Source organism: Bacteroides sp. FSHCM14E1, assembly GCF_019633785.1.
GTDB lineage: Bacteria > Bacteroidota > Bacteroidia > Bacteroidales > Bacteroidaceae > Bacteroides > Bacteroides hominis.
In genome coordinates this window covers 1-20,803 of record NZ_JADKYL010000022.1, presented here as the reverse complement: position 1 = coordinate 20,803, position 20,803 = coordinate 1, and the positions used below count along the sequence as shown (strand labels likewise).

Annotated in this window: 25 protein-coding genes; 1 reads left to right on the top strand and 24 read right to left on the bottom strand. The window is 40.7% G+C overall.

Annotated elements, in window-relative coordinates; genetic code table 11:
* Positions 1-82: 82 nt before the first annotated feature.
* The 8 genes from tyrS to metK all read right to left on the bottom strand — a co-directional run bounded on the left by tyrS (position 83) and on the right by metK (position 6,375).
* Entirely contained in the window at positions 83-1,375 is a 1,293-nt protein-coding gene (gene tyrS / locus ISX59_RS20805; protein ID WP_005779687.1) for a tyrosine--tRNA ligase, read from the bottom strand.
* 67 nt (positions 1,376-1,442) lie between these two features.
* The gene (locus ISX59_RS20800) at positions 1,443-2,078 is read right to left on the bottom strand and encodes a TatD family hydrolase (RefSeq protein ID WP_005779689.1); all 636 of its coding nucleotides are present in this window, start codon (positions 2,076-2,078) and stop codon (positions 1,443-1,445) included.
* A gap of 6 nt (positions 2,079-2,084) precedes the next feature.
* The gene (gene yidD / locus ISX59_RS20795; RefSeq protein ID WP_005779696.1) at positions 2,085-2,306 is read right to left on the bottom strand and encodes a membrane protein insertion efficiency factor YidD; all 222 of its coding nucleotides are present in this window, start codon (positions 2,304-2,306) and stop codon (positions 2,085-2,087) included.
* Positions 2,303-2,683 (bottom strand): ribonuclease P protein component, encoded by a 381-nt coding sequence (gene rnpA / locus ISX59_RS20790; RefSeq protein ID WP_005779698.1) that lies wholly within the window; start codon positions 2,681-2,683, stop codon positions 2,303-2,305. Before rnpA ends, yidD begins: the two co-directional genes overlap by 4 nt.
* Positions 2,684-2,774: 91 nt before the next feature.
* On the bottom strand, positions 2,775-3,527 hold the full coding sequence (locus ISX59_RS20785) for a uroporphyrinogen-III synthase (RefSeq protein WP_005779700.1): 753 nt from the start codon (positions 3,525-3,527) through the stop codon (positions 2,775-2,777).
* A 4-nt stretch (positions 3,528-3,531) separates the two neighbouring features.
* On the bottom strand, positions 3,532-4,359 hold the full coding sequence (locus tag ISX59_RS20780) for a DUF4271 domain-containing protein (protein ID WP_032541083.1): 828 nt from the start codon (positions 4,357-4,359) through the stop codon (positions 3,532-3,534).
* Positions 4,356-4,943: a TIGR00730 family Rossman fold protein gene (locus tag ISX59_RS20775; protein WP_032541101.1), complete on the bottom strand. Its 588-nt coding sequence runs from the start codon at positions 4,941-4,943 to the stop codon at positions 4,356-4,358. The genes ISX59_RS20780 and ISX59_RS20775 overlap by 4 nt, the downstream gene beginning before the upstream one ends.
* Before the next feature lie 139 nt (positions 4,944-5,082).
* Positions 5,083-6,375: a methionine adenosyltransferase gene (gene metK, locus ISX59_RS20770; protein WP_022012690.1), complete on the bottom strand. Its 1,293-nt coding sequence runs from the start codon at positions 6,373-6,375 to the stop codon at positions 5,083-5,085.
* Positions 6,376-6,581: 206 nt separating this feature from the next.
* Between metK and ISX59_RS20765 the strand changes: the two genes are divergently transcribed.
* The gene (locus ISX59_RS20765) at positions 6,582-6,776 is read left to right on the top strand and encodes a hypothetical protein (RefSeq protein WP_005812400.1); all 195 of its coding nucleotides are present in this window, start codon (positions 6,582-6,584) and stop codon (positions 6,774-6,776) included.
* Here ISX59_RS20765 and folK read toward each other — a convergent pair.
* The 16 genes from folK to ISX59_RS20685 form a co-directional block, all read right to left on the bottom strand.
* Positions 6,756-7,217: a 2-amino-4-hydroxy-6-hydroxymethyldihydropteridine diphosphokinase gene (gene folK / locus ISX59_RS20760; RefSeq protein WP_022012688.1), complete on the bottom strand. Its 462-nt coding sequence runs from the start codon at positions 7,215-7,217 to the stop codon at positions 6,756-6,758. The genes ISX59_RS20765 and folK overlap by 21 nt on opposite strands.
* Positions 7,217-8,275: a tRNA preQ1(34) S-adenosylmethionine ribosyltransferase-isomerase QueA gene (gene queA / locus ISX59_RS20755; RefSeq protein ID WP_005779710.1), complete on the bottom strand. Its 1,059-nt coding sequence runs from the start codon at positions 8,273-8,275 to the stop codon at positions 7,217-7,219. The genes folK and queA overlap by 1 nt, the downstream gene beginning before the upstream one ends.
* 47 nt (positions 8,276-8,322) lie before the next feature.
* A complete protein-coding gene (truB, locus tag ISX59_RS20750; RefSeq protein ID WP_005812404.1) occupies positions 8,323-9,024 on the bottom strand; it encodes a tRNA pseudouridine(55) synthase TruB in 702 nt (233 codons plus the stop codon).
* Positions 9,025-9,031: 7 nt separating this feature from the next.
* Entirely contained in the window at positions 9,032-9,832 is an 801-nt protein-coding gene (locus ISX59_RS20745) for an undecaprenyl-diphosphate phosphatase (protein ID WP_005812416.1), read from the bottom strand.
* Between the two features lie 6 nt (positions 9,833-9,838).
* Entirely contained in the window at positions 9,839-10,072 is a 234-nt protein-coding gene (locus ISX59_RS20740; RefSeq protein ID WP_005812418.1) for a DUF3098 domain-containing protein, read from the bottom strand.
* Positions 10,073-10,113: 41 nt separating this feature from the next.
* The gene (locus ISX59_RS20735; protein WP_005812419.1) at positions 10,114-10,995 is read right to left on the bottom strand and encodes an ABC transporter permease; all 882 of its coding nucleotides are present in this window, start codon (positions 10,993-10,995) and stop codon (positions 10,114-10,116) included.
* Entirely contained in the window at positions 10,995-11,894 is a 900-nt protein-coding gene (locus ISX59_RS20730; RefSeq protein WP_032541084.1) for a bifunctional 2-polyprenyl-6-hydroxyphenol methylase/3-demethylubiquinol 3-O-methyltransferase UbiG, read from the bottom strand. Before ISX59_RS20730 ends, ISX59_RS20735 begins: the two co-directional genes overlap by 1 nt.
* Before the next feature lie 149 nt (positions 11,895-12,043).
* Entirely contained in the window at positions 12,044-14,053 is a 2,010-nt protein-coding gene (locus tag ISX59_RS20725) for a hypothetical protein (RefSeq protein WP_220576242.1), read from the bottom strand.
* A gap of 74 nt (positions 14,054-14,127) precedes the next feature.
* Positions 14,128-15,171: a BF3164 family lipoprotein gene (locus tag ISX59_RS20720; RefSeq protein WP_220576241.1), complete on the bottom strand. Its 1,044-nt coding sequence runs from the start codon at positions 15,169-15,171 to the stop codon at positions 14,128-14,130.
* Positions 15,172-15,250: 79 nt separating this feature from the next.
* Positions 15,251-15,685 (bottom strand): BF3164 family lipoprotein, encoded by a 435-nt coding sequence (locus tag ISX59_RS20715; protein ID WP_220576240.1) that lies wholly within the window; start codon positions 15,683-15,685, stop codon positions 15,251-15,253.
* On the bottom strand, positions 15,672-16,289 hold the full coding sequence (locus tag ISX59_RS20710; protein ID WP_220576239.1) for a BF3164 family lipoprotein: 618 nt from the start codon (positions 16,287-16,289) through the stop codon (positions 15,672-15,674). The genes ISX59_RS20715 and ISX59_RS20710 overlap by 14 nt, the downstream gene beginning before the upstream one ends.
* A gap of 37 nt (positions 16,290-16,326) precedes the next feature.
* Positions 16,327-17,382 (bottom strand): BF3164 family lipoprotein, encoded by a 1,056-nt coding sequence (locus ISX59_RS20705; protein WP_005783619.1) that lies wholly within the window; start codon positions 17,380-17,382, stop codon positions 16,327-16,329.
* A 67-nt stretch (positions 17,383-17,449) separates the two neighbouring features.
* The gene (locus ISX59_RS20700; RefSeq protein ID WP_005783617.1) at positions 17,450-17,701 is read right to left on the bottom strand and encodes an NVEALA domain-containing protein; all 252 of its coding nucleotides are present in this window, start codon (positions 17,699-17,701) and stop codon (positions 17,450-17,452) included.
* A gap of 269 nt (positions 17,702-17,970) precedes the next feature.
* The gene (locus ISX59_RS20695) at positions 17,971-18,201 is read right to left on the bottom strand and encodes an NVEALA domain-containing protein (RefSeq protein WP_186993725.1); all 231 of its coding nucleotides are present in this window, start codon (positions 18,199-18,201) and stop codon (positions 17,971-17,973) included.
* 103 nt (positions 18,202-18,304) lie between these two features.
* Positions 18,305-19,444, bottom strand: a complete 1,140-nt coding sequence (locus ISX59_RS20690; RefSeq protein WP_220576238.1) for a hypothetical protein — start codon at positions 19,442-19,444, stop codon at positions 18,305-18,307.
* A gap of 329 nt (positions 19,445-19,773) precedes the next feature.
* Positions 19,774-20,208, bottom strand: a complete 435-nt coding sequence (locus ISX59_RS20685) for a BF3164 family lipoprotein (protein ID WP_220576237.1) — start codon at positions 20,206-20,208, stop codon at positions 19,774-19,776.
* Positions 20,209-20,803: the final 595 nt, after the last annotated feature.

The window sequence follows — 20,803 nt, the reverse complement described above, 5'->3', positions numbered from 1 at the left end:
ACCCCCTTTTGAGACATCCTCTTTTTTATATTAAAGTTTCACTCAACCCGCCCCCTGAATGAAAGGCGGAAAAGAAAACTCCTTATTTAGCGATAATCAAATAATAGTTTTTCTTACCACGCTGAACCAACAGATACTTTTCATCAAGCAGATCAGCAGTAGTAATCACCTGATCAAAAGCAGCCAACTTCTCTTTATTCAAAGAAACACCGCCACCCTGAACCAGTTTACGCATTTCACCTTTTGAAGCAAATACAGCAGCATTGTCAACGAACAGGTCAACTGCTTTCACTCCCTCTGTCAATGCATCACGTGAAATCTCAAATTGAGGAACACCTTCGAACACAGCCAGAAGTGTGTCTTCGTCCAGCTTTCTCAACGCATCGGATGTAGCATTGCCAAACAAGATATTAGATGCATCTACCGCAGCATTGTAATCCTCTTCAGAATGAACCATTACAGTTACTTCCTTTGCCAAACGTTTCTGAAGTGCTCTCAAATGCGGAGCTTCATTATGTTCAGCAACCAACCCGTCGATTTCTGCCTTATCAAGCGAAGTAAATATCTTGATATAACGTTCTGCGTCAGAGTCACTCACATTGAGCCAGAACTGATAGAATTTATAAGGAGATGTATAACGAGGATCCAACCAGATATTACCGGATTCTGTCTTACCAAACTTTCCACCGTCAGCTTTGGTAATCAACGGACATGTCAGTGCATAAGCCTCACCACCATTGGTACGGCGAATCAACTCAGTACCGGTAGTGATATTTCCCCACTGATCGGAACCACCCATCTGCAATTTACATCCTTTGGTTTCATAGAGGTGAAGGAAGTCATAACCCTGCAACAACTGATAAGTAAACTCTGTAAACGACAATCCGTCACGGGCTTCACCGTTCAGGCGCTTCTTTACTGATTCCTTAGCCATCATGTAGTTTACAGTGATGTGTTTACCCACTTCACGAACAAAATCCAAGAAACTGAACTCCTTCATCCAATCATAGTTGTTCACTAATTCGGCTCTATTAGGAACATCAGATTCGAAGTCCAAAAACTTAGCCAGCTGCTTCTTGATACAAGCCTGATTGTGGCGTAAAGTCTCTTCATCGAGCAGATTACGTTCTGCCGACTTACCCGAAGGATCGCCAATCATACCTGTTGCACCACCAATCAAAGCCAATGGTTTATGGCCGCAACGCTGGAAGTGTCGCAAGATCATCACACCGCATAAGTGTCCGATATGCAACGAATCGGCTGTCGGATCAATACCCAAATAAGCAGTAACCTGTTCTTTCGCCAATAACTCTTCTGTGCCGGGCATCATGTCATGCACCATTCCACGCCATCTTAGTTCTTCTACAAAATTCATCGAATGATAATAAGTTTTAAAGTTTAATTAGGGCAAAAGTACGACTCTTTATCGGAACAAGCAACTCTTATTGCCTAAAAAAGACGTTATTAATGTTTTGCTGTACTTGTTGCATGAGTTTGCAAACAGGCATCTCCAGAAGTAAAGCAGCTCGCTCATAAAGGCTATGGATATCTATCAGACTTTCATCTGTCTCCAGAAACAAGTATTCCGAAGGTATCTGTCGAAGCGCTTCCTCCTGATACTTCTCTCCCAGTGAAAGATAAATTCCCTCCCGGATATATTGCAGAGCCAATTCTTTTTTCCCGCGGAAACCATGTATAATCCAGGGGTTAGAAGGCTGCATTTTCCTTTTAAAGCGGATAATTTCATCTGCTGACCGCACTGCATGAATTACTAACGGATATCCCATTTCGTGTGCAAGTATAGCCTGCTTCTCAAATGCTTCTTGCTGCAACACATAGTCCGTCTGTGCCAACTTGTCGAGACCTGCTTCGCCAATTGCAAGAACCTGAGGAGAATGGATAGCTGACAACAACAGTTCCCACTGGCGGACGAAACTCTCACGGGTCAGGTACCAGGGATGAATCCCCACAGAATAGTAAGCACCGGCCAGCGGAATAAATTCTGCCGGCTGACAATTTTGTATTGCCTGCCCCGGTTCTGCAGGCAGCCGATGTGTATGTATATCCAGAATATTCATAAATCACTAAGGAACGGGATCATACCCAGATCCACCCCACGGATGACAACGAAGTATCCGCCTGACGGCAAGATAAAGCCCCTTAAAAGGACCATGTTTCTTAATCGCTTCAATAGCGTACTGCGAACAAGTAGGCGTAAAACGACATGAAGGAGGGGTCATGGGCGAAATACAAGCCCTGTAAAAGTATATGGGAAGCAATAATATATATGAAAGCAGACGTTTCATACCAATCTCTCGCTGATACGGGCCAGCAGAGTCTTCATTTTCTCCTCTATTTCGGCCGAGGACGTTAATTCGTCCGAAAGATAGATGAAAGCAATAGCCAACTGTTGCTGTTTATCGGTTAAAGTCTGCAATAGTAGATGCTTATGCAACCGGTACGCCTCACGCAATTGGCGTTTCACCCTGTTCCGCTTTACCGCGCGTTTAAATCGTTTCTTCGAAACGCTCAATAAAACAGATGCCTGAGCATCCTGATTTTCCACAGGCATATACACCACACGCAACGGAAAGATGGAAAACGACTTAGAGCCGCCTGCAAACATCTTCTCAATCAGAATCTTACTATTCAGCCTTTCGGCCTTGCACAGGGTATTTGCCATAATAATTATAAACGGCAAACAACAAACAGTAAACAATGCTACAGATAAATATGCCTGTTCATTGTTTACCGTTTGCTGTTCACCGTTTCATTTATTTTCCTTTATTGTTTTCCTTAATAAACAAATCGAGAGCAGCCGTCATTGAAGGAGACTTCACATTAGGTGCTTCCAAATCCAGACGAAGTCCTGCATCACGAACAGCCTGTGCTGTTGTCGATCCAAATGTTCCGATCTTGATATCCTTCTGATCGAAATCAGGGAAGTTCTTTTTTAATGAAGAAACTCCCGCAGGGCTAAAGAATACCAGCATGTCATAATCAAACTCCTCTCCTTCCATAAAGTCGTTACTAACAGTACGATACATTACGCATTCGGTATGCTGAATATTATTCTTATCCAACAGATTCTTCACGTCATCGTTATGTACATCCGACATCGGAACGAGATATTTCTCTGTTTTATGCTTCACAATCGAAGGAATCAAATCTTCAATCTTACCCGTAGCTCCGAAGAAAATCTTACGCTTACGATACTGCACATATTTCTGAATGTAAAGAGCAACAGCTTCTGTTACACAAAAATACTTCATCGTCTCAGGGATCGTCACACGTAACTCCGTACATAAATGGAAGAAATGATCAATCGCATGGCGTGAGGTAAATATAACAGCCGTATGATCAAGAATCGATACTTTCTGTTGTCTGAATTCTTTCGCAGAGACGCTCTCAACCTTGATGAAGGGGCGGAAATCTATTTTTACACCATACTTTTCAGCAATGTCGTAATAAGGAGATTTCTCTGAAGCAGGCTTAGGCTGCGACACTAATACTTTCTTAATTTTCAACGTCCTAAAAATTTATTATCAAAACATTATTTAGCTGAATCAGACCCTGATAGACTATTAAACAAGGTATGATTTCAAGGGCACAAAAGTATAAAATTAAAAGGAAAACCCCATAAATATTACAGGAAAAAAGCTTTAGCCACTTGTAAAACATCAATATTTTAGTAAAAATTACCAAAATGCAACCAATTGAAACTAAAAAGGTAACATTCAGATCAAAATAAACCAGAAACAAAACAAACGGAAATAAAGCAAATCCAAGGTAGTAAATCAGCGTAGAATAAGACTCCAGCCATATATCTGTTTTACTTTTGTCAAAAAACACCCATCCCAAAAACGAATATATAATCCACTTGAATAAAAAATAGAATATGCACACAGCAACATAAACTCCCAAGAGCACATGAGGCGAAACGCGCTCCATCAGTGAGGGCCGGACATCATTAAAATAGTTAAAGATACATACACCTCCAAGAACACAAGTCTGCACAGTCAACAATAACAGATAACGCATATCAGCTGCTGTAGAGGAAGCAAAAATACTTGTTCTTTCACGATGCAACATAAAATCTTTAACTTGTTGCAACAGGAATTTCTTACTGCGCGCCAATACATACGAAGAAATAAAGAAACATCCCAGCAGTATCATTGCCAACCCGTCATCCGTCCTTGGAGAGTAAGGGATCGATATGCCATCCACTCCCGTAACCGTCTCGCTCACCGCCTGTAAATCAACCGCCGCCAATGTATCTTTCGGAACACAAGCTTCATGGAAGGTCTGCGGCAAAGTATCTGCCACCTGCACACCGACAGAGTCCTGAGGAGAAATCATATAGCAGCAAACTTACGGATGGAACTGTCCCATACGGGTATTGAATAAACCAGATCCACAGCCTCTTCCGGAGTATGGGCTACATGCCAGATATCTCCATGCTGTTTCCTCATGAAATTACCGTCTATGGCTTTGTCGAGCATTGTCAACAAAGGATCGAAAAAGCCATTGGTATTCAATATCACGATCGGTTGAAGATAAAGCCCCAACTGTTTCCAGGTGATAATTTCAAGTAACTCTTCCAGGGTCCCGCATCCTCCGGGCAATGCAATCACAGCATCACTCTTTTCAGCCATCAGTCGTTTACGTTCGTGCATACTGTCCACCTCGATAAGCTCCGTCAAGCCGGTATGATGCCATCCTTGCTCTACCATAAAGTGAGGGATCACTCCGGTCACTTCGCCTCCGTTCTGTAATACGGCATCAGCCACCGACCGCATCAACCCTATATTTCCCGCTCCATTTATCAAACGGATATGCCGGGTTGCCAACAACTGTCCTAATCGCACAGCTGCATCAAAATAAATCTGATCTATTTTCGTACTTGAAGCACAATATACACATACGGAAGCTATTTGGTTCATTTCTTGCATGGGTTTGGTTAAACACGATGCAAAAGTACCAAATTTCAAGGAGAAAAGAAGAAGGCCGCCTTGTTTTCTCCCCATATGGGATAAAAACAAGTACGGCCCCCTATAATAAATAGCTGTAAAGCTACGCTGATTACAAACCGAAAGCTTCTTTTACTTTGTCCACATAGTCAAGTTTTTCCCATGTAAACAACTCTACCTCCATAGTCCGGTCACCTTCATAACGAGAGTGGAAATGCTTAGTCACTACCTGAGGTTCACGCCCCATGTGTCCGTAAGCGGCCGTTTCACTGTAAATCGGATAACGGAGTTTCAAGCGATCTTCAATAGCCTTTGGCCGGAGGTCAAACAACTCATCAATCTTTTCGGCGATTTCACCATCACTCATTTTCACATTACTGCGGCCGTATGTATTTACATAAATATTAATCGGACGCGCCACCCCGATAGCGTAAGAAACCTGTACCAACATTTCGTCGGCAACACCGGCAGCTACAAGGTTTTTAGCAATATGACGAGCAGCATAAGCAGCACTGCGGTCTACTTTACTGGGATCTTTACCAGAAAAAGCACCACCACCGTGAGCCCCTTTACCACCATAGGTATCAACAATAATCTTACGTCCGGTTAACCCTGTATCTCCGTGCGGACCGCCAATAACGAATTTACCGGTCGGATTTACGTGATAAACAATATTATCATTGAACAAGGCAAGAACCTTCGGGTGATTGATAGACGCAATGACACGAGGCATCAATACCTCAATCACATCTTTCCGGATTACCGCCAGCATCTCTTCATCCGCCTTCAGTTGGGCAGCAGCAGAACCATCAGCCGGCAATATAAATTCATCATGCTGTGTTGAAACAACAATTGTATCAATACGCACGGGAGTACCGTTATCGTCATATTCAATAGTTACCTGGCTCTTTGCATCCGGACGGAGATAAGTCATTTCTTTACCTTCCCGGCGGATATCGGCCAATACAAGAAGTATTCTATGTGCCAGGTCAAGCGACAACGGCATATAGTTCTCAGTTTCGTTGGTTGCATAACCAAACATCATTCCCTGGTCGCCTGCCCCCTGATTCATAGGGTCCTCACGTTCTACACCACGGTTGATGTCGGCACTCTGTTCATGAATGGCAGAAAATACACCGCACGAATTACTTTCGAACATGTATTCGCCTTTCGTGTAACCAATCTTTTGGATCACTTCACGTGCTATCAGTTGTAAATCAACATAAGCACCTGTTTTCACTTCTCCCGCAAGTACCACCTGTCCGGTAGTCACTAAGGTTTCGCAAGCTACTTTCGAACTGGGATCGTAAGCCAACAGTTTGTCAAGCACAGCGTCCGATATTTGATCGGCCACTTTATCGGGGTGTCCTTCAGACACCGATTCGGATGTGAATAAATATCCCATAATAAAATTATGAATTATGAATTATAAATTATGAATGCGGACAGAAATCAAAAAGAGTAGAAAACGCATACAGAAGGGAATGTTGTTTTAGCATTTTTTTCTGTGGTTGCAAGCTACTCAAATCTTTCCACACTTCATTTCATTGGCAAAGGTAGATAATATTTTGGATTTATTGCTACTTTTGCTTCGTATTAACAGACTATCTTATGAAAAATAAACTAAAAACCGCTATTATACTATTGGTGTATATTGCTGTCACAGTGGGTATTTATGCCTTTATTTGTTATCTGAACCATCAACCGTTTGACGACCTGCGCATATTGTATGCCGTATTGATCGGCTGTGTGGCTTACCTTCCACGGCATTTGATGATCCGTAAATTACGAAAGAACCAGAAATAGCTCTCTAATTGTTTTATGAAGTACCGGATGGACAACGTCCGGTGCGATTTCGGCAAGCGGCTCTAAAACAAATTTTCGTTCGTCCATCAATGGATGAGGCAATGAAAGCCTTTCGTCCTGTAATATCTTATCACCATAAAGCAAGAGGTCAATATCAATCAGACGGTCGCTATATACCCCATCATGTGATTTATGTAAACGCCCTATTTCCTGCTCTATCTGTTGGGTCCTTTCAAGTATATCGAAAGGAGACAGAGACGTCTCCACTCCCGCCGCAGCATTCAGAAAGTTATTATCAGATTGAAATCCCCAGGGGGCAGTAGCATAAAAAGCGGACAGGGAAATCACTTTCCCTATCCGCTCTTCTATTTTCTGTACAGCGACACGAAGATTCAACTCCTTATCACCCAAATTAGTACCTAATCCCAGATATATTCTCATCACTTATCCAAAATCAGCATCGCATCTCCATAAGTACCAAAACGGTAGCCTTCTTTCAATGCTATGTGATATGCATCCATTACCTGCTCGTAACCACCAAAGGCAGCCACAATCATCAACAGAGTAGAAAGTGGCATGTGGAAGTTGGATACCATAGCATTAGCCACTGTAAAATCATACGGCGGGAAAATAAACTTATTCGTCCATCCTTCATATTCTTTCAAATGCCCGTCTGTGCTCACCGTGCTTTCAATGGCGCGCATCACAGTTGTTCCCACAGCACATACATTCCTACCAAGATCCTTGGCACGGTTCACAATCTTAACAGCTTCTCCGGTTACGAACATCTGCTCAGAGTCCATCTTATGCTTTGTCAGATCCTCTACGTCGATGTCACGGAAGTTACCGAGCCCTGCATGCAATGTGATATACGCAAAGTCTATGCCTTTTATTTCCATACGCTTCATCAATTCGCGGCTGAAGTGCAGACTCGCAGTAGGTGCTGTCACGGCTCCTTCGTTTTTAGCGAAAATAGACTGGAAACGTTCTGCATCTTCTTCTTCCACCGGACGGTTAAGAATCGTATGCGGCAGCGGAGTTTCACCTAACGCATACAATGCTTTTTTAAATTCGTCATGAGGACCGTCATATAGAAAACGGAGCGTACGTCCGCGTGAAGTAGTATTATCAATTACCTCAGCCACCATTGAATCGTCATCACCGAAATAAAGCTTATTGCCTATACGGATTTTACGTGCCGGATCCACCAATACGTCCCACAAACGCAGCTCTTCATTCAGCTCACGCAGTAAGAACACTTCGATACGTGCACCGGTTTTTTCCTTATTTCCGTACAAACGGGCAGGGAATACCTTGGTATCGTTGAATACAAACACGTCTTTATCATCAAAATAGTTCAGGATGTCCTTAAACATCTTGTGCTCAATCTCTCCCGTACGCTTGTGGAGTACCATCAAGCGCGATTCATCCCTATACTTTGTAGGGTGCAAAGCAATCTTTTCTTCGGGTAACTTAAATTTAAATTGCGACAGTTTCATGATAATAATGTGCGTTTATTAATTATTTTATTTCTTACTTTTCTATTTCAATCAGATATCTCAACTTCCTGCTGATCTATCCATTCTGCAAATTTTGCAGGATCCAGGCATTGCTCCAACTTTATCTCCCCCACACGGGTACGTATCAATCCGGTCAGATGTGCACCGCTTTGCAAGGCTTCCCCGATGTCGCGTGCCAATGCACGGATATAAGTTCCCTTGCTGCATACCACCCTGATCTTAATTTCCGGTAAGTTACATTCCAGCAGTTCTATCTCGTCAATCACCAGCAATTTGGGCTTCAACTCCACTTCCTGACCTTTACGGGCCAAATCATAAGCACGCGCACCATCTACTTTGCAAGCCGAGAATGCCGGAGGCACTTGCTGTATTTCACCAACAAATGTTTTCAACGTCTCTTCCACCAACTCCCGGGTGATATGCTCCGTAGGATAGGTAGCATCAATCTCATGTTCCAGATCGTACGATGGAGTAGTGGCACCCAACTGAATGGTAGCAATATATTCCTTTGTATGATACTGAAATTCCTCTATTCTCTTGGTAGCTTTACCTGTACAAACAATCATTACCCCTGTTGCCAGCGGATCGAGTGTACCTGCATGCCCCACCTTCAATTTCTTCACTTTCATCCGTCGGCAAATATGGTACCGGGCATGCCCTACGACCTTAAAAGACGTCCACCCCAACGGTTTATCAAAATAAAGTACTTCTCCTTCTTTAAAATTCATCCGTTACTTATTGCAATTGTGAAACAACGATGGTGACCACTCCTGCTATTGCACAATAAATAGCGAAATAAATCAGTTTTCCTTTTTTGACGATATTAATCATCCACTTGCAAGCCAGGCACCCTGAGACAAAAGCGGCAATAAAACCCACTATCAGTGACAAAGCCGGAATATCTCCCGCAATAGCCTCACCTTTTATCATCTTCATAGCATCCAGCAAAGCTTCTCCCAATATAGGCGGTATCACCATCAGGAAGGAGAATTGCGCCAGTTTTGCTTTATTATCACCTAATAATAAACCTGTAGCAATTGTACTGCCCGAACGAGACAGTCCCGGCAATACGGCACAAGCCTGCGCCAGCCCAATGATAAACGCGTCTTTCATCGAGATGTTCTCTTTCTGACGTGGTTTTGCATAATAAGAGAACGACAGCAAAGCAGCCGTAAGCAACAGCATGCAGCCAACAATCAGCAATCCCGAACCGAAAACAGCCTCAACTTCATCCTTGAAAAACACACCGACGATACCAATAGGAATCATCGAAATTAAAATATTGATCACATAACGTGTTTCGCTGTTCATCTTAAACTTAAACAGGCCACGGAATATCCAATCTATTTCTTTCCAGAGAATGACCAATGTACTGAACACGGTTGCAACATGTACTACAATGGTAAATGCCAGATTCTCTTCTCCCTCTATACCAAACAAAGCCGAGCCAATAGCCAAATGCCCGCTACTGCTCACCGGTAAATATTCAGTCAGTCCCTGAATCAATCCAAGGATCAGTGCTTCAAACCATTCCATCCTGTTTTATTCTTTTGTTTTAGGTTTGCGCATTACGCCATATATCATAAAGATAAAACCCAGGAAGCAAACCACCGGAGCCACTTTAATTCTTCTCACACTGAAAATATCCGCCTGAAACACCGCTTCCGACGATGAAGGTCCTGTCATCAGGATAAAACCCAAGATAACCACTGCCATGCCGATGGCAAGCAAAATGAAGTTCGTTTTATCGAAGGCAAATTTCTGTTTATCACCCATTGTTATTTACAATTAATTTATTTACATCTATAAATCCAGAACTACACGTAGTACAGCGTGCTTGCTTTCATTCTCAGATATTTATTAATAGAAAGATAAGCACACAAGAAAGTGATGACCACTCCGAATACCAGTACTGCACCCGATACCAACAACATGACTTCAGGTGTAATCACCCGAATTAATTCCGGCTCGTACGACACAAGCCAATAAGCGGCTCCCATCAGGATTGTATCTGCAATAAAAGCAGCTAAAACCCCACTCCATATATTTCTTTTCAAAAATGGCCGACGGATAAATCCCCAGCTTGCTCCCACCAGTTTCATGGTATGAATCAGGAAGCGTTTTGAATAAATAGCCAGCCGGATCGTATTATTAATCAGCGCGAAAGAGATAAATGTCAGCATAATGGCCAATCCCAGCAGCACCAAGCTGATGTTACGTATGTTTTCATTGACCGCGTCAATCAGATCTTTCTGATATAACACATCTTGTATGTTGGTATTCCTTTTAATCAATTTCTCAATCTTCGCGATACTGTCAGAGTTCGCATAATCAGAATGCAATTTAATCTCTATTGAGGCCGTAAACGGATTATACCCTAAAAACTCTTGCGGATCGGTGCCCATAGCCTCGGTCTGCTCTTTCAATGCTTGTTTCTTTGAAATATATTCCGTCTCTTTCACGAAAGGTTCATTATTCAGCCGTTTCTGAAGCTTCAGAATATCCGTTTCTTTCATATCATCGCTGATCAATACAGAGAAATTTATATTTTCGCGTACATAAACAGACAAGTTATTGGCTGCCAACACAAAGAACACCACAAGCCCCAGTAACAGCAATACCAACGTGGTACTGATGCTGGAAGTTATGAACTGCATATCAAAATATGACACAGCGTTATTTCTGCTTTTACTCTTCATCAGCGTTTCTTTCTGAATACATAAATCATTGAACTGCTTCGTTCCTTTTTGGCCTGGGCACTCAACCAAGCCGCCGATCCGGTCCACATACCTTTTGCAAAAGAGTAAGCACTCCCTTTATGTTTCTCAGTCAGCATCGACACATAAAAAGCATCGAATGGCATCGGATGACGGGCTGCCAGGATAAATCCATGTTTCGACCCAAACTGCTGAATCGTGGCAGGCGTAAAATGCCATAAATGACGGGGTACATCATAAGCAGCCCAATATTTCCCATATTTTATTGCATCGTATGACGAACAATTGGGCACAGCCACTATCAAGACACCTTTCTCGGTCAATAATTCGCGCAACAACTCCCACGTTTCATCCAGATGCTCCAAATGTTCCATAACATGCCACAGCGTAATCACATCAAAAGAACCGGAAACGAACCCTTTCAATGCAGACTCCGGCTTTACATCCAATCCGAAATGTTCGCGGGCAAACCCACGGGCCTGCACACTCTTTTCCACGGCCTCCACTTCCCATCCCCTATTCTGCATCGTATGGGCAAAATAACCTGTTCCCGTACCAATATCCAATATTCTACCGGTTTTACGATGCGACTCTTTCATAACCAAACGTGCCTTACGGCCAAGCATATACTGACGTACATGATGGTAAATGGCATTCATGGCACCTTTCTTCGTGTCCGAATGGGAAATATAATCAGGTGTTTCGTAATATCTGCCTATCTCCGCCTCTACCGGGACTCCTTGTGTAAAAGTAAATCCGCAATCTTCGCAGGTGTACAAGTCAAACTGTTCACCGGAAGCATAAAAATCAGTACAGGTCATAGCACATTTCAAATGTGTGCTCCCACATAGCGGACAGGCATTTATAGTGAGTTTATTCATTGGTTTTATCTGCATATTTAAGCGTACCCCGAAACGTCAGGACACACTCCACCCGAATTTGGTGCAAAATAACAAATAAAAAGTGACGGATAGGCATTTCCTTAAGGAGGTTTAACAATAATGGCAAGGCAACTGTTCGTTCATAGCAATCATTCCCACTTCACATCTCCTTTTTCATAAGTAAATATACGCTCTGCCGTCTTTCCTTTCCAGCGGCAGTTCTTCAACATCAGCAATGCTCCCCGGGGTACTTTCTCAAATACGAGATACCCTTTGTTATCGGCTTGCTTACGCTCCACAGTCTTCCAACCATTGTTCCAATATCTTAACTCAAATTCATCCGGACAGAACAATTGTGTTTTCAGGTAAGAAGTCATTCCAATATGACTGACCATATACTCTTTTCCCAGATCTATATCTACCAGCCTTTCTGCCACCCTGCCTCGATAGCCCGTCGCCCCCAAACCATCGGTTATCATCCCGGGCACTTCATTCCTTCCGGTAGCCCTCATCGGAGTAATTATCCTCACATTCCCGATCCGTCCTTCTTCCGTATAAAAAGAAAGCTCCCCCAAAGCAATGCTATCCGACGGTAATAATAACCTTACAAAGCGGTAAGGTAATCGTGCGGACACCTTCCGTACAACCGGCTCCAGAGCCAGCGAGTCCGTCCATTTGCACAGTTCTTCTTCTGATTTTCCATCAAGTAATCCTACTATCCGGCTTCCTTTCATACACCCCAGATATTCCCTATTCTGATCATAAGCCGGCGCTCCCGTCACCATCCTCACGGCAACCTCCTCTGTTTCTTCATTTCCGCTCAGCTTCTCCATCGTTCCGTCATTCCGCAATCTGAAAGGTTCTGCTGCGGGCAATAATCCCCCCCGCTTGTAATAAACGGGTAAATAAACCATGTCCTTACCCATTTCTCGAAAGACAGCCCTCCCGTTTTCTATCTTTGCCCACTGCACAGGGTGCCAGTCCTGATATCCGAACACAGCCAAATACGCATATTTCACCCCTTGAGGCGCCTCACCTGTCAACTCCACCGTTACGTCGGCCGTTTCAAAATACTCCGAAGAAACATCCACCTTTTTCACACTACGAAATAGCTCCGGAATATCAGCTTTATCCACCTCTACATCTGCCAACGGTCCTTCAATATGATTTGAGTAGGTATATCTGTATACCTTCGGAAGGCGGAATCTTCCCCAAAGCTCATCATCATCCCGGTTATTATAAATCCGCTTATATTTCCAGCGATCATTATCCCAAAACGCCTCAAAAGCATGCGATTCCCCGTCTATTAGCACCACATTCCAGGTATGCGAATTATTTCGGTTTCCCCATGCCGGGACAAAGTCAATGGCAACCGGAATCCCCAACGATGATAATAACAAAGAGTTATACCAACAGCGCTGTGCACATAACCCATGACGCATCTTCTCAAAAGTCGCCGCATTCCATATCGGAATCTTCGTCCCCCAAAAACCGGAATGAGTCAGATACTTATATTCGTATAACAACGAATCGATCTCTTGTTGCCAATCCTTTCCCTCTTCCACAAAATACTTTCCCTGATGCCGTTTGTTGAACTCCCGGCGTGCATTGTCAATCGATAAGCCATTCTGTCGCCTATAAGGCAGTATATACTCACAAAAGTCTTCAAACGAACAGTTTCTTGAATGCACATTCTCCACCCATGCCCGAAATGCCAGATCAATTTCCCGGATTAAATCTTCCGCCTTCATGCGGGTAATATCATAGTTAAGTTCCTGCCTCACCCGATGTCGATTACTAAAATCTTTCCAAAGACTATCTACCTGTTTCCCCCATTCTGTACCTACCCGATAGTCATACTTTTGTCCCAATGAATCATAAGCCTCGTAAAAAGCAGAACAATCCTGCTCTACTATCGGATTAGCTCCATAACTTCCGGGCATATTGCCAATCAAGAAGTGTGCCGCCTCCAGCTTCCGGCCATCTCCTTCATAATGCTTCAGCACCGCTTCAAGTTCATTACGGTTATTGCCCGAAAAGGATAAGGCCTCCTCTACTTGTCTGTCTCTGCCCCCGCAGGAGAAGACAAGCGGAAGCAAGCCTAACCCAATATATTTCATAATTTTCATATTCATATAACTCTTTTCACCACGGAGCATCACAGAGCCTTTTATTAATAATCAACGACTTAAAATCGCCTCCGTGCTACCCTGTATCCTCTGCGGTGTTCAGATTACATGTTAAAACGATAAATGATAATTTTATCTTCAAAGTTCCGAACTCCATAGATATGAGTTCCATCAATACAGAAATTACCTATAGGAAAAGGTAACACATATTTTTTCACTTTATTCCCATCCCAATCAAAACAGAACAGCTCATTAGACGCAAAGTCTGTTTTTGCAGCCTCATTGTAATTTTGTAAAAAGAGTGAAAAACAAATCAAGTCATCCGAGACTGCTATATTTTTTATTCCTCCAATACTTTGGTTATAATCAATTGCATAACCGCCTCCCTTCTTCCAGGTTTTCGGAATATGCTTAAAAGGACTCACATAGACACGATTTATTCCATCGTCAGAAACACGATAAATTTCGAAAACATCAGAAGCACGTATTGAAAGCACAAATTTGGATTGTTTACTATTTGCCTTCAATATACCTCCGAAAACGGTACCCTTCTCTAAACCGGACACCTCACCCGCATCGAAAGGAAGCTCTGCCACATTAGGTATAATATGATTCTGTGAGTCAAGAGCTCCCCAATAACCTTCCTTAAACCCACCTGTTACTATTTTTTTATTGCCAACAGCATTAATCTCCAAAACCCTGAAATCCACATTATAAGGATAAGCCTCCCTTGTTATATCCGGATGTTCTTTTTTGCTTAAGATATCGGATATTAATACCGAAATCCTTTCTTTCTTCATTCGATCCAGAAAAACAATTCTCGAGTCAACGATTTCAAAACCAGACCCAAAATCTATAAACTCTTCTGGCCCTTCGCCTGTACGCCCCCATTGAGATAATAGCTCCCCATTATTTACATTAATAAATGAAAATGCATATTCATCCATTGCATGCTGGAGAATTAAAATACTATCTACTATTTCCATATTCATTATAGCTCCCCAAGGAGCATTTTCATCTGAACAAATAAGATTATAGTCTACAATTTCGCATACTGTGTCAAATGAATAGACCGAACCAACATCGTTCTTCCTACATGAGAAAAATACAAAACACAATGAAAGAAATAAGATATATTTTTGTTTCATCTTCGTTACTTTTAAACAACTAACGTATATTTCATTTTTAAAGTATATCAAGCAAGCCCGTAACACCCTAACAAAAAAGTCAGTTTAACCGATAACAATAATAATGATAACGCTCTTCTCCACCATCCGTTTCCTTTGTCATCAGGCAGAGTCGTTCATCATTACTATCCACCGAGATGCATACACCCCATCTATCCAGTATCACTTTCTTTACAGCACGTCCTTCCCAATCAAATACATAAACTTCATTTGCTATCGACTTATTTTTCCCAATTTGCCCACTGTAAAGCGCATAAACATAGTTTTCAGTTGCTACCCCACGAAGAAATCCTTTAGGAGAATCGGCAGAGACATCAACAGAAGACACTTCGTTAGTAGATTGATTCTCAAATAACGGCGTATACGTATTCAAATGTACTACACTTTCCAGGCACGTGTCATTTACCACTTTCTGAATAGATAATAAATCGCACTCATACGCCAAGTAAGCAAAACGTTTTTTATCCGGCTTCATAATAAGATCGGAACAACAAATAGTTTACATCCCGATTTACCGCTTGCTCTGTTTGTGGAAAAGGGAGATATTGATTTAAAATCTCTTTCTGATTGCATTTCGCTATCAGGCCACTTTCAAAAGTCCCACTCCCGTAAAATATGGAATCCGAATATGCATATACCCTATTCATTCCTAACTTAGGAGCTGAAACACAATCTATCTTTGAAAGACTGCCTTGAGCTAAACTATCAATTTGAAAAGAACTTATAGTTTGCAAAGACTGATCATACAGTACCAAAGAACGCTTGCTTATATCTACATACATTTGGGATATAGATAGAAAATCATCCGGCCCCATGCCTTTATTTCCAAAAGCAACCATCTCTTTCCCTGTATTCATGTTATAAACATGCACCATCGGATTGGCAGTCCAATCTATTAGACACAGAGTGGAATCATAAGAACACACCAGATAGGGAGCTAATAGTTCCTTGTTTAAACTAACTTCCTTATCACTCTTAAGCGATTGTTCTAAAGGAAAATCATACACAGTTTTTTCTTCCCTGCCACAAGAAGAGAAAGAAAGTAAAATTACAAATAAAACGACTAAATTAAATCTCATATTATTCACATTTATTCTATAAAGTCACTATCCCACTTCAATCAGGCAAATGCTTCCACAACTCTGCCAAATCGACAGATTCTATATTACAATCCACATCTAATAGATACATCTTGGATTTGGTAAACACAAATGATCTTATTTTAAACGGAAACTTAAATTTTACAATAGGAACTCCATCTTTATTAAAAACCAGCAAATGAGTGGGGACTAAGGCTGAAGTATCATTCTCTTGATCCATTGTTATATCAGGTTTCCCTATATACGTCGCAAAAATATAATTCTGATAAACCCTGATATCACCAAAGCCCAAAAGATGTTTGTATTTATCTAATGAAATCCCATTTGCTGATTTTTGGATTATTGGAGATATATACATCCTCTCAAATACTGGTTTTATCTCTTTTTCAGATAAAATATCATAAGCAGCCATATAAGAAAAGTCATTAGAAGCATAATAAACCGTATTATCATCTATACATAAATGACCAATAAAAGGAGCGAGCTTATTATTTGCATTTTCCTCAATGTCTATCGGCACCCGTGCAAAAGTGGTAAGTGTATCCAAACTTTCGTCTAACAATGTAAACAAATGTTCTTTTCCAAATAAACGGGCCCCTACAAATAAACCACTTTGTAGACGACAAATCTGATAATAAAATTCTGAATTCATTTTAGGACTAACATCTTCAAGACACTTATATTGCAAACTATCATTATGATTTGATAGTAAATAAGTCATTCGCCTTGTCCTAGAACGTTCAGAAACATAAATAGTATCATTGCAATGTCCTATATATCCAGGAGTGATACATTCTCCAAAACCATTTCCTTTTTGCAAGAAGTGTCCCAGTTCGGAAGCATTCGATTCACATAAAACCAATGCTCCAGACGAAGGATCTCCATTGAAAAGAAAGAATAATGAATCAATCATTTCAAAAGGAAATGCACCTCTAGCAATTACTTCGTCTTTATTAATCCTATTAGTTTTAATATCTATAGAATTCATTGACAGAATATTTGCTATATGCTCTTTCTTATCTGAACAAGAACAAACAAGAATTAAAATAAAAAACGATACAATTTTATTCATAATAATAAATTAGGGGATAAAATATACTAGTCAAAGCTAATATTCCTATCCCCACTTTTTATAAGAATCAGTACTTTGTTTTTTGGTCAAAATAAGTTTCTAGATAATTCCCATTTGGGGTCACTATCAAAACAGAGCAATAACGATTAGATGCACTGACACAATCCTCATCATTAATCTCAGAACCAGCTAATGCCTCTACATTGGCCATCGTCAAATCCGACATGATACTTTCTACTCTCTGTGACTGATATATATTGTAGCCTGCAAAAGTTGCGACTACAGCGACTATCAGGGCCGCAAAAATCTTTTTACTCATAATCTACTTTTATGATGTTAATTATTTTCTTATTTGCCGTGTCTCTCTCTCGGGTAGCCACCTCCTCCGTAGAAAAAGTAAATGCTACATTTACTCTTTCTAATTAATTTTTCACTATCTTCGTGCCGGGCAACCTCCTTTTTTAAAGGTTATCCGGGAGTGGACGATTCTAAGACTTTTCTCGGACGTAGATCGTTCCACTCCTTTCTAACCCCAATTAATAATGCAATGAATGATTATAATGTGATAAGATTTATATAAAAGAGTCCTCACTCCCCAAGACTAAATCCTTGAACCACATATTCTACTTTGATATGGTTAATAGGACAATCTACAGATCCGTCACCTAAGCAACCTAAATTGGTAACGTGTTCACCACCGGCAAGCGCCTCTACATTTTGCAAGAATAAGGAATTTACTCTCTTAGGAGTTTTCACGGTAGGCCAATACCCGATCAAGGCTATCAAGGCTATTAAACTAAGCCCAAAGATCAATTTCATATAGTTTTTCATGGTTTCAAAGTATAAGTGTCAATAACTGGTAACAAAGGTAAAAAGAGATTTTGGATAAACCGCTATCAATTTTATTGCCATTTATTGCCATTTATGTCAAATCATTGCCAACAAGGTCGTCTATGAACAACATACGATAACGATCGCTTCCAAAACGCCTGAAACAAACACCACAACCAGCTTGCTCTAATCTCTTCCCTAATTTGTTTCCGGCAGAACAAAACGTATTTATCTGAACGTTCGATTGACCTTTCCAAATAAACTTAATAATATCCTCATCAGTCACAGTATAATCGGGAGCATCTAAAAAAAGCTTTAGAATCTGACACTGTTGGGGGGACAAAGACATTTTCTTGCCATTACAATTAAGAACTCTATTCTGGGCATCAAAAACAACTCCATGACGTAAACCATATAGTTGTCCTTCTACTTTACAAATCCGCTTTATTAGAGGTGCCTTTTCTTCCGGAGATGTTTCTTTTTCAACTATTATCTCACGAATCACCTCTTTCTCAACAACGACTTCTTTTTCAACGACAACCTCATAAGGAACCTCTTTTAATTCCGGAGGCCGATTTATCATTTTATAATAAAAGCAGATAAATAAAAGCGTCAATAACAAACCAATTACAATCCATCCAAAAGGTTGCCAATGATACCATAATATTGTTTTCCAACTAAAAGCTAAAAGACCGATGACCTCTATCTCACAACGATTACCTATATATGAAGTCACAACCTCCAAAGAAGTATCCCACACACAATCGTGACTGGATGAACTAACAATCCTTCCCTGAAGATTTTCCATCTGCACACGCACCGCAGACTCTGTATCAATGTGATCTTTCTTAAGCATACTCCGCCAATGTTCATTTAAAGAATCCGGCAATAAATGGGATTTCTCACATAGGATAGAGTGTATTGACCGGTTTCTCAGATTCCGAGAAATGTTCTTTTTACTTTTCAAAGAATCAACCTCGTACGCTTTTTTCCCTTCTGCTGTTGTAATGTAAATTTTCAAAGGTAGAGTATCGGATGAACTCTCAGCAAACAAGTGAAATAGATTTAAATCTCTTTCTTTTCTTTCCATCTCTTCTTGAAGCATCTGCACGAATAGATTCTCCGCCTGTTTATGTATGCCCATCTTATTTCGTTGATAGAAATAGGCTCCAACCAATAGTGATAGGATTATCACTCCAATAACACACGAAAGCAATTCATTTTTTGTCATTTCGATTTATTTTACTGACAAAAATAATATTATTTCCTAACAAGAAGCTAAAAGACAGAAAAAAATTAAATAACAAATTTAGAGATATACAAAACAGTTTGTAAGCATTCTGTTCATTTCACACGCAAACAAGAACTCTTGTACGAGTCAACTAATTCCAATATTCCTCCAAAATAGATTGTATTCAGTACCGTTTCAAATTCATCACGGTTATTGCCCGAAAATAACAAAGTCTCCTCCCGCTTGTCTGTTCCACCCCTGCATAAAGAAAGATTTGAAAAACAAAAAATATACATATCAAGCAAACTCGTAACATCCTAACAAAAAAGTCAGTTTAACTGATAACAATAATAATGATAGCGCTCTTCTCCACCATCCGTTTCTTTTGTCATCAGGCAGAGTCGTTCATCATTACTATCCACCGAGATGCATATACCCCATCTATCCAATATCACTTTCTTTACAGCACGTCCTTCCCAATCAAATACATAAACTTCATTTGCTATTGCCTTATTTTTCCCAATTTGCCCACTGTAAAGTGCATAAACATAGTTTTCAGTGGCTACCCCACGAAGAAATCCTTTAGGAGAATCGGCAGAGACATTAACAGAAGACACTTCGTTAATAGATTGATTCTCAAATACTGCCGCATACGTATTCAAATGTACTACACTTTCCAGGCACGTGTCATTTACCACTTTCTGAATAGATAATAAATCGCACTCATACGCCAAATAAGCAAAACGTTTTTTATCCGGCTTCATAATAAGATCCCCCTGGAACAACAAATAGTTTACATCCCGTTTACCGCTTGCTCTGTTTGTGGAAAAGGGAGATATTGATTTAAAATCTCTTTCTGATTGCATTTCGCTATCAGGCCACTTTCAAAAGTCCCACTCCCGTAAAATATGGAATCTGAATATGCATACACCCTATTCATTCCTAACTTAGGAACTGAAACACAATCTATCTTTGAGAGACTTCCTTGAGCTAAACTGTCAATTTGAAAAGAACTTATAGTTTGCAAAGACTGATCATACAGTACCAAGGTATTTGATAGCCTACTATAGAATCCGCATATTTCATAAACTCCTTCCATTTAGGTAATTGCAATTTACAACTGGAATAAGCCAACGAATCGACATAGGTCACGATCTTATAATCCGAAGCAGGGATTTTAAAATCGACAGGAGTTTTTCCATATAACGTAAAACTAAGATTTGTCGGAAATAGTACTTCCTTCCCATTCCAATTTTTAACAAGTTCTTCAAGTTTTTCCTTCTCGGTCTGCTGACATGAGATTAGAAAGAGAAAGCAACCCAGTATAAATATAAGATTTTTCATTTAAAATAAAATTTG

Coding starts and splice junctions, on each gene's coding strand:
- tyrS (WP_005779687.1), bottom strand. CDS start 1,375: ATGAATTTTGTAGAAGAACTAAGATGGCGTGGAATGGTGCATGACATG.
- ISX59_RS20800 (WP_005779689.1), bottom strand. CDS start 2,078: ATGAATATTCTGGATATACATACACATCGGCTGCCTGCAGAACCGGGG.
- yidD (WP_005779696.1), bottom strand. CDS start 2,306: ATGAAACGTCTGCTTTCATATATATTATTGCTTCCCATATACTTTTAC.
- rnpA (WP_005779698.1), bottom strand. CDS start 2,683: ATGGCAAATACCCTGTGCAAGGCCGAAAGGCTGAATAGTAAGATTCTG.
- ISX59_RS20780 (WP_032541083.1), bottom strand. CDS start 4,359: ATGATTTCTCCTCAGGACTCTGTCGGTGTGCAGGTGGCAGATACTTTG.
- ISX59_RS20775 (WP_032541101.1), bottom strand. CDS start 4,943: ATGAACCAAATAGCTTCCGTATGTGTATATTGTGCTTCAAGTACGAAA.
- metK (WP_022012690.1), bottom strand. CDS start 6,375: ATGGGATATTTATTCACATCCGAATCGGTGTCTGAAGGACACCCCGAT.
- ISX59_RS20765 (WP_005812400.1), top strand. CDS start 6,582: ATGAAAAATAAACTAAAAACCGCTATTATACTATTGGTGTATATTGCT.
- folK (WP_022012688.1), bottom strand. CDS start 7,217: ATGAGAATATATCTGGGATTAGGTACTAATTTGGGTGATAAGGAGTTG.
- queA (WP_005779710.1), bottom strand. CDS start 8,275: ATGAAACTGTCGCAATTTAAATTTAAGTTACCCGAAGAAAAGATTGCT.
- truB (WP_005812404.1), bottom strand. CDS start 9,024: ATGAATTTTAAAGAAGGAGAAGTACTTTATTTTGATAAACCGTTGGGG.
- ISX59_RS20745 (WP_005812416.1), bottom strand. CDS start 9,832: ATGGAATGGTTTGAAGCACTGATCCTTGGATTGATTCAGGGACTGACT.
- ISX59_RS20740 (WP_005812418.1), bottom strand. CDS start 10,072: ATGGGTGATAAACAGAAATTTGCCTTCGATAAAACGAACTTCATTTTG.
- ISX59_RS20735 (WP_005812419.1), bottom strand. CDS start 10,995: ATGAAGAGTAAAAGCAGAAATAACGCTGTGTCATATTTTGATATGCAG.
- ISX59_RS20730 (WP_032541084.1), bottom strand. CDS start 11,894: ATGAATAAACTCACTATAAATGCCTGTCCGCTATGTGGGAGCACACAT.
- ISX59_RS20725 (WP_220576242.1), bottom strand. CDS start 14,053: ATGCTCCGTGGTGAAAAGAGTTATATGAATATGAAAATTATGAAATAT.
- ISX59_RS20720 (WP_220576241.1), bottom strand. CDS start 15,171: ATGAAACAAAAATATATCTTATTTCTTTCATTGTGTTTTGTATTTTTC.
- ISX59_RS20715 (WP_220576240.1), bottom strand. CDS start 15,685: ATGAAGCCGGATAAAAAACGTTTTGCTTACTTGGCGTATGAGTGCGAT.
- ISX59_RS20710 (WP_220576239.1), bottom strand. CDS start 16,289: ATGAGATTTAATTTAGTCGTTTTATTTGTAATTTTACTTTCTTTCTCT.
- ISX59_RS20705 (WP_005783619.1), bottom strand. CDS start 17,382: ATGAATAAAATTGTATCGTTTTTTATTTTAATTCTTGTTTGTTCTTGT.
- ISX59_RS20700 (WP_005783617.1), bottom strand. CDS start 17,701: ATGAGTAAAAAGATTTTTGCGGCCCTGATAGTCGCTGTAGTCGCAACT.
- ISX59_RS20695 (WP_186993725.1), bottom strand. CDS start 18,201: ATGAAATTGATCTTTGGGCTTAGTTTAATAGCCTTGATAGCCTTGATC.
- ISX59_RS20690 (WP_220576238.1), bottom strand. CDS start 19,444: ATGACAAAAAATGAATTGCTTTCGTGTGTTATTGGAGTGATAATCCTA.
- ISX59_RS20685 (WP_220576237.1), bottom strand. CDS start 20,208: ATGAAGCCGGATAAAAAACGTTTTGCTTATTTGGCGTATGAGTGCGAT.